The organism is Nigerium sp., assembly GCF_039811905.1.
Lineage (GTDB): Bacteria > Actinomycetota > Actinomycetes > Propionibacteriales > Propionibacteriaceae > Propioniciclava.
On record NZ_JBDHZL010000136.1, the window covers coordinates 1 to 6,214 of the forward strand.

The following is a 6,214-nucleotide window of genomic DNA, read 5'->3' on the forward strand; positions in this document are numbered from 1 at the left end:
GGCCGTGATCGCGGACGCCTGCAGCGTTTCGAATGACCTGAGTCTCGTGCGGTCCGCCACACCGACAAGAGTCGCGCGACCCACGCCTCACGTCGCGTGCTCCACCACGGGGTTCGTGAGGCGTCCAGCGTCAGGCGTCCCGCACCCCGCACCCCGCACCCGTGTGACGTTCTCCACATCAGAGCGTGGAGAACGTCAGGTAGAAACGCCCACGGGGCGGGAGTGAAAGACTGCCCCCATGACGGACTGCATCTTCTGCAAGATCATCGCCGGCGAGATCCCGAGCAAGCAGGTCTATTCCGACGACCATGCGTTCGCGTTCCTCGATGTGGACCCCTTCAAGCAGGGCCACACGCTCGTCGTCCCGCGCGAGCACGTCTCGGACGCCCTCGCAGCCCCCGACGTCCTCGCGTCGATCGCGCCCGCCGTCTCCGCCACCGGACGCCTCCTGCGCGACCGGCTCGGGGCGTCCGGAATGAACATCCTCTCCAACGTCGGCGAGGACGCCGGCCAGTCCGTGTTCCACCTGCACGTGCACCTGGTGCCGCGCTACTCCGACGACCCGGGCATGGGTTCGCTGCTGCGCAAGGTCCCCGGGGCGTCGCTCGACGAGGTGCACGCCCGCCTCACCGCCTGAGCGGTCAGATCCAGGACGCCCCTCCCGACGCTCCCGCGCCGTCCGACGCTCCCGCGCCTCCATCCATCACCCGCGCCTCCGGCCGTCACCCCACCCGGACGCTGCACGCACCGCTCACGGTGCAGGTGATGGAGCCGCGCTGGAACCGCGTCACGCTTCCGACCGAGTTCGCGGACGTGCTTGCCACCGGCAGCCCCAGTCGGGCCGCCGCGGGCACGTACGCCGCATGCGCGGGGCCGTAGACCGCGCGCGCTCCGGTGGAAGCGCTGTAGTAGATGCCGCCCGACGTGAACAGCGTCTTGCTCGACCCGGCCACCGGCCCCGCGACGAGGTCCGTCGTGGGCGCGCCGAGCGGCGACATGATCCCCCCGAGGGAGTCCCACACCGGACGCACCGGACCGTTCACGTAGTGCGCCCCGCCCGCCGCGCTCCAGCCCATCGACGCGTTCTCGAAACGCACCTCGGCGAACCCGCGCGAGGCCCGCTCGGTCGTGGTGGGCGCGCCGGTCCAGCCCTTGATCGTCCCCGAGCCGACCCACCGCTGGTAGGTCGGGCTGCCGGGTTTGAGCCCGCCGGTCACGTTGAGCAGGTGCGAGCGCAGCCCGAACTTGAACCGGAAATCGGCCCCGGCGACGTCCACCGTCCGCAGCGACCCCACCAGCCGCACCGTCCCCGCCCGGCCGCCCCAGCGTCCCCGGCCGTCCCGGCTGACGATCTGGGCCGACCGCAGCGTCCCGATCGTCGGGTACGCGCGTTCGATGGTCGTGCGCGCGAGCGGCACCGTCCAGGCCTGGTTCGTGACGCGTCCGTCGTAGGGGTCGGCCTTGGCCACCAGGTAGGGCGCCCCGCCGGGCGCCACGTAGCCGCCGTTCGACGACGAGAACATCGTCAGCGCGAACCCGCCGCCGTAGCGCAACACCTGGTTCTTCGTCGTCGCCACCGCCGTGTTGGACGCCGCGGCCTCGCGCAGCGTCCGCGGCCCGTTCGCGGACGACCGCGTCGCCGCGCCCGCGTACACCTGGCAGTTCGTCGTCTCGCACGTGTCGTACACGGCGGACGCCCCGGCGAGCGCGCGCGCCCGCGCGGCGAACGTCCGCGCGGCGACGGACTGCGCGGCCAACGCGTTCGGACGCCACGACGACGGCATCTCGGCCGGCACGACCGACTTCAGGTAGTCCTCCATGGGCAGCGTGTTCACGGTGCGCGGGCGCGAGTCGTAGCGCAGGGTGACCTTCCCCCGCAGATCCCGGACGCCGCCCCCCGGCAGCATCAATTGCACGTAGCCGGCGGTGGGGTTCTCGAAGTGCCAGGCCGCCGTCTTGGGCAGGGTCACCGCCCGGGACGCCCACGTCCCGTTCGCCGACCGGGACTCCAGCACCCGGACGCCGCCCACCACCCGCATCCGCCACCGCGTGTAGGACGCCCCCGTCGGCAGCGCCTGCGTCCCGCCCGCGTCGCTGACGAGCCGCAGCCCCGCCTGCGGGACGACACTCGTCTCCGCGTCGCCGTCCGCCGAGATCCACACGCGCATCACGTTGCCGGCAGGCAGCACGGCCCTCGTCGTGCCGGGGTAGTAGAAGGCGAGGATCGACGTCCACGCCAGCCCGGCCCGCGCGGCGCCCTCGGCGCCGTACTGCGACATCCCGATGCCGTGGCCGTAGCCGGTCCCGGCGACCGTGATCGTGTCGGCGAAGACCGGCTGCGCCGGGTCGGCGGACGCCGCGGGCGCGCCCATGCCGAGCGCGAGGGTCCCCACTGCGAGCGCGGACAACGGCCGAACCAGCCAGGGGAGAGCGGGGCGGTGAGTCGCGAGGGGCATGCGGCGTCCAATCTTAGAGACGGGTGTCGCGCACATCCTCGGTCACATCCGGTCGGAGTGCAAGAGCGGGCGGCGTCCCGCATCGCGGGCATTGTGTCCGTGATCCCACGCGCCCCCGGGGGACCCGGCTATAGTCGGGGCCGTGCATTCGAGCGCTCTCGTAGTTTCGTAGCGTGTTGTCGTAGCCGACGACACGCTCCCTCGCCTGCCTAGTGGCAGCGGGGGTTTTTCTTTGCAAGAACGCCTGCGCACCCCCAGACCCCACGAAGAAAGGAAGGGAGTAGAGATGGCCGAGCAATCGCCGAAAACACTGACCGGAGCCCAAGCCCTCGTCGAGTCGCTGGAGCGCGTCGGTGTCGAGGTCGTCTTCGGCATCCCCGGCGGCGCCATCCTCCCCGCGTACGACCCCCTCGGCCAGAGCAAACTGGTGCGGCACATCCTCGTCCGGCACGAGCAGGGCGCGGCGCACGCCGCCGAGGGCTACGCCATGACGACCGGACGCGTCGGCGTCTGCATGGCGACCTCCGGGCCGGGCGCCACGAACCTCGTCACCGGCATCGCGGACGCCTACATGGATTCCGTGCCGATCGTCGCGATCACCGGGCAGGTCGCCTCGGCGTCCATCGGGACGGACGCCTTCCAGGAGGCCGACATCCGCGGCATCACGTTCCCGGTCACCAAGCACAGCTTCCTGGTGACGCGCGCCGAAGACATCCCGACCGCGATCAAGCAGGCCTTCCACATCGCGCGCACCGGGCGTCCGGGGCCGGTCCTCGTCGACATCGCCAAGGACGCCCTGGCGAACGAGGCCCCGTTCGAGTGGCCGGGCGACCTGGACCTGCCCGGCTACCGTCCCGTGCTGCACCCGCACATCAAGCAGATCCGCGAGGCGGCCCGGCTGATCAGCGAGTCGCGGCGCCCGGTGCTCTACGTGGGCGGCGGCGTCGTCAAGGCGCAGGCGTCCGAGCAGCTCACCGAACTCGCGCACATCGCCGAGATCCCGGTGGTCACGACCCTGATGGCGCGGGGCGCTTTCCCCGACAGCGACCCGCTGCACATGGGCATGCCGGGCATGCACGGCCGGGTGGCGGCGGTGGGCGCGCTGCAGCGCTCCGACCTGCTGATCACGCTGGGCGCCCGCTTCGACGACCGCGTGACCGGCAAGCTGGCCACGTTCGCGCCGAACGCGAAGGTGATCCACGCCGACGTCGACCCGGCCGAGATCGGCAAGAACCGGGCGGTGGACGTCCCGATCGTGGGCGACGTCAAGGAGGTGCTCACCGAGCTCATCGAGATCATGCGCGGCGCGGACCTGCCCGACTTCGGCCCCTGGACGACGTACCTGTTGTCCCTGCGGGACAAGTACGACCGCATCGAGTACGAGCCGACGAAGGACGGCCTGCTCAGCCCCGAGTGGGTCATCAAGCGGCTCGGCGAGGTGGCGGGGGACTGCTTCTACGCCTCGGGCGTCGGGCAGCACCAGATGTGGGCGGCGCACCTGCTGCCGTTCGAGAAGCCGGGGCGCTGGCTGAACTCCGGCGGCGCGGGCACGATGGGCTACTGCGTGCCGGCCGCCATGGGCGGCAAGGTCGGCCGGCCCGAGGAGGTCGTGTGGGGCATCGACGGCGACGGCTGCTTCCAGATGACGAACCAGGAGCTCGTCACGTGCGCGCTCAACGACATCCCGATCAAGATCGCCGTCATCAACAACCAGAGCCTTGGCATGGTGCGGCAGTGGCAGACGCTCTTCTACGGCGAGCGGTACAGCAACACGAACCTCGAGTCGCTCCGCGTGCCCGACTTCCCGAAGCTCGCCGAGGCGATGGGTGCGGTGGGTCTGCGCGCCGAGACGCCCGAGGAGGTGGAGGACGCCCTGGCTCAGGCGATGGCGATCAACGATCGTCCGGTCGTGGTCGAGTTCGTCTGCCACAAGGACGCGATGGTGTGGCCCATGGTGGCCGCAGGCACGAGCAACGACGACATCAAGATCGCCAAGGACATGGCGCCGGACTGGGAGGATGAGATCCTGTGAGCAAGACCTATACCCTGAGCGTCCTCGTCGAGAACAAGCCCGGCGTCCTGGCGCGCATCTCGGGGCTGTTCGCCCGGCGGGGCTACAACATCGAGTCCCTCGCGGTGGGCCCGACCGAGCGTCCGGAACTGTCGCGCATCACCCTGCAGGTCGGGGTGAGCGATCAGCTCGTGCTCGAGCAGATCACCAAGCAGCTCAACAAGCTCGTCGAGGTGCTGAAGATCGTCGAGCTGGAAGACTCGGCGGTGCGCCGCGAGCTGATGCTGATCAAGCTGAAGGCCGATCCGGCGACGCGCAGCCAGATCATCGAGATCGTCCAGCTGTTCCGCGGTAAGACGGTCGATGTTCACAACGAATCGCTCGTGGTGGAGGCGACCGGCAGCCCCGACAAGCTCGCGGCGCTGCTGGAGATGCTGAAGCCCTACGGCGTCCGCGAACTGGTGCAGTCGGGCCTGGTCGCGCTCGCCCGTGGCAGCAAGTCGCTCACCGAGCGGCCCAAGAACGACCGCTTGCGGGCCGTGGCCCGCTAGCCCTCGAGGAAACAACAGGAGAAGAAGGTAAAGCAATGGCAGAGATGTTCTACGACTCCGACGCCGACCTCTCGGTGATCCAGGACCGTTCGGTCGCCATCATCGGCTACGGCTCCCAGGGCCACGCGCACGCGCTCAACCTGCGCGATTCGGGCGTGGACGTCCGCGTCGGCCTGCGCGAGGGCTCGAGCTCGGTCGCGAAGGCGGAGGCCGAGGGGCTGCGCGTCGTGTCGGTCGCCCAGGCGACCGAGGAGGCCGACCTCATCATGATCCTGGCTCCCGACCAGGTGCAGCGCACCCTGTACGCCGAGGAGATCGCCCCCTACCTGCAGCCGGGCGACGCGCTCTTCTTCGCGCACGGGTTCAACATCCGGTTCGGCTACATCAAGGCGCCCGAGGGCGTCGACGTGTGCATGGTCGCCCCGAAGGGGCCGGGCCACTTGGTCCGTCGCGAGTACGTGGACGGCCGCGGCGTCCCCGTGATCGTCGCCGTCGAGGTGGACGCCTCCGGTAAGGCCTGGCCGCTGACGCTCGCCTACGCGAAGGCCCTGGGCGGTCTGCGCGCCGGCGGCATCAAGACGACCTTCACCGAGGAGACCGAGACCGACCTGTTCGGCGAGCAGTCCGTGCTGTGCGGCGGCATGAGCAAGCTGGTCCAGACCGGCTTCGAGGTGCTGACCGAGGCGGGCTACCAGCCCGAGGTCGCGTACTTCGAGTGCCTCCACGAGATGAAGCTCATCGTCGACCTCATGTACGAGGGTGGCATCGCCAAGCAGCGCTGGAGCATCTCCGACACCGCCGAGTACGGCGACTACGTCTCCGGCCCGCGCGTCATCGACCCGCACGTCAAGGAGAACATGAAGGCCGTGCTCGCCGACATCCAGTCGGGCGCGTTCGCGAAGCGCTTCATCGACGACCAGGACGCCGGCGCGCCCGAGTTCAAGAAGCTCCGCTCCGAGGGCGAGGGCCACCCGATCGAGGCGACCGGCAAGGAGCTGCGCAAGCTCATGTCGTGGGTCAAGCCCGCCGACTCCGACTACGTCGAGGGCCACGCCGGCCGCTAGGTGTCTCGCTAGGCGGCTCACAGGCTCGTCCGGACGCCCACCGGCGCCGGACGTGAGAAGAAGGGGACGCCCCGCCCACAAGGCGGGCGTCCCCTTCGCCATGTCGGGTGTGCTGTGCTGCCCGTGGCCCGG

At 70.3% G+C, this 6,214-nt stretch carries 5 protein-coding genes; 4 read left to right on the forward strand and 1 reads right to left on the reverse strand.

Features of this window, described 5'->3' with window-relative positions:
- Nucleotides 1–238: 238 nt before the first annotated feature.
- Complete coding sequence (locus tag WMJ97_RS13955) at nucleotides 239–637, forward strand: HIT family protein (protein ID WP_347349614.1); 399 nt, start codon at nucleotides 239–241, stop codon at nucleotides 635–637.
- A gap of 85 nt (nucleotides 638–722) precedes the next feature.
- Here WMJ97_RS13955 and WMJ97_RS13960 read toward each other — a convergent pair whose 3' ends face one another.
- On the reverse strand, nucleotides 723–2,408 hold the full coding sequence (locus WMJ97_RS13960; RefSeq protein WP_347349615.1) for a SpoIID/LytB domain-containing protein: 1,686 nt from the start codon (nucleotides 2,406–2,408) through the stop codon (nucleotides 723–725).
- Between the two features lie 292 nt (nucleotides 2,409–2,700).
- On the opposite strand from WMJ97_RS13960, the gene WMJ97_RS13965 reads away from it, so the two are divergent.
- The 3 genes from WMJ97_RS13965 to ilvC are packed head-to-tail and all read left to right on the forward strand — an operon-like array spanning nucleotide 2,701 to nucleotide 6,082.
- Entirely contained in the window at nucleotides 2,701–4,488 is a 1,788-nt protein-coding gene (locus tag WMJ97_RS13965) for an acetolactate synthase large subunit (RefSeq protein WP_347349618.1), read from the forward strand.
- Nucleotides 4,485–5,018, forward strand: coding sequence for an acetolactate synthase small subunit (ilvN, locus tag WMJ97_RS13970; RefSeq protein ID WP_347349616.1), 534 nt, complete (start codon nucleotides 4,485–4,487; stop codon nucleotides 5,016–5,018). The genes WMJ97_RS13965 and ilvN overlap by 4 nt, the downstream gene beginning before the upstream one ends.
- 35 nt (nucleotides 5,019–5,053) lie before the next feature.
- Nucleotides 5,054–6,082: a ketol-acid reductoisomerase gene (gene ilvC / locus WMJ97_RS13975; RefSeq protein WP_347349617.1), complete on the forward strand. Its 1,029-nt coding sequence runs from the start codon at nucleotides 5,054–5,056 to the stop codon at nucleotides 6,080–6,082.
- Nucleotides 6,083–6,214 lie beyond the last annotated feature (132 nt).